The sequence below is a fragment of the Mesorhizobium sp. M2A.F.Ca.ET.039.01.1.1 genome, assembly GCF_003998035.1.
GTDB lineage: Bacteria > Pseudomonadota > Alphaproteobacteria > Rhizobiales > Rhizobiaceae > Mesorhizobium.
Window position 1 is genome coordinate 1 of record NZ_RZRY01001355.1, and the last position, 812, is coordinate 812.

Genomic DNA, 812 nt, shown 5'->3' on the forward strand with positions numbered 1-812 from the left:
GTCGTTCGGTTGCAGGCCCATCGGGCCGGTGAGGATGGCGTAGTAGATCGAGACGCCGAGCAGCGCCAGGCCCGCGACCAGCAGGCCGGTGATGGCGCCGGATTTGAAGGCGATGTCGAGGCCGGCGGCGAGGCTGTTGGAGGCGGCCTGCGCGGTTCGAACATTGGCGCGTACCGAGACATGCATGCCGATGAAGCCGGCGGTGCCCGAAAGCACGGCGCCGATCAGGAAGCCGATAGCGGAGGTGATCGAGAGCAGCCACCAGGCAAGCAGGAGCACGACGATGCCGACCACGGCGATGGTGGTGTACTGGCGCGCCAGATAGGCCTGGGCGCCTTCGCGGATGGCGGCGGAGATTTCCTGCATGCGCTGATTGCCCTGATCGGACGCAAGGACCGAACGTGTCGCCCAGATGGCGTACAGAACTGACAGCAAGCCGCAGGCGATGACGGCGGTAATAATGGTCATTGCCGGATTTTCCTCGATTGTTGGCCCAAAAGAACCCCTCCCTGGGCCGTTGGAACGGAGACGGATGCCGCGCTTGGAATCCACCTCTTGGTTGGGGTATGCGAAACAAGGCTTGGAACGTCAAGATATTGTTCGGTTTTTGCCCGGCTTTCGCCCAAAAGAAGAAGGCGGGAATCGTTGTGCCAGCGCGAGCCTGGAATTAGATCGATTGAAATGACGTTGGGTCCGGCTGCTCAGGATCGGTCCGTGGCGAGGTTGGCGGCTGACGGATCGGCGCTTTGCAAATGCTCAATGCCAAGCATATCTTCCGGGTGGACAGGAGTTGATCAATGAAGTTCAAAGCT

At 60.8% G+C, this 812-nt stretch carries 1 protein-coding gene; it reads right to left on the bottom strand.

What is annotated here, in order from left to right; genetic code table 11:
- Positions 1-468: sodium/proton-translocating pyrophosphatase (locus EOA24_RS39835; RefSeq protein ID WP_189354683.1), on the bottom strand; the 468-nt coding region annotated here is incomplete at its 3' end.
- Between the last annotated feature and the right edge of the window lie 344 nt (positions 469-812).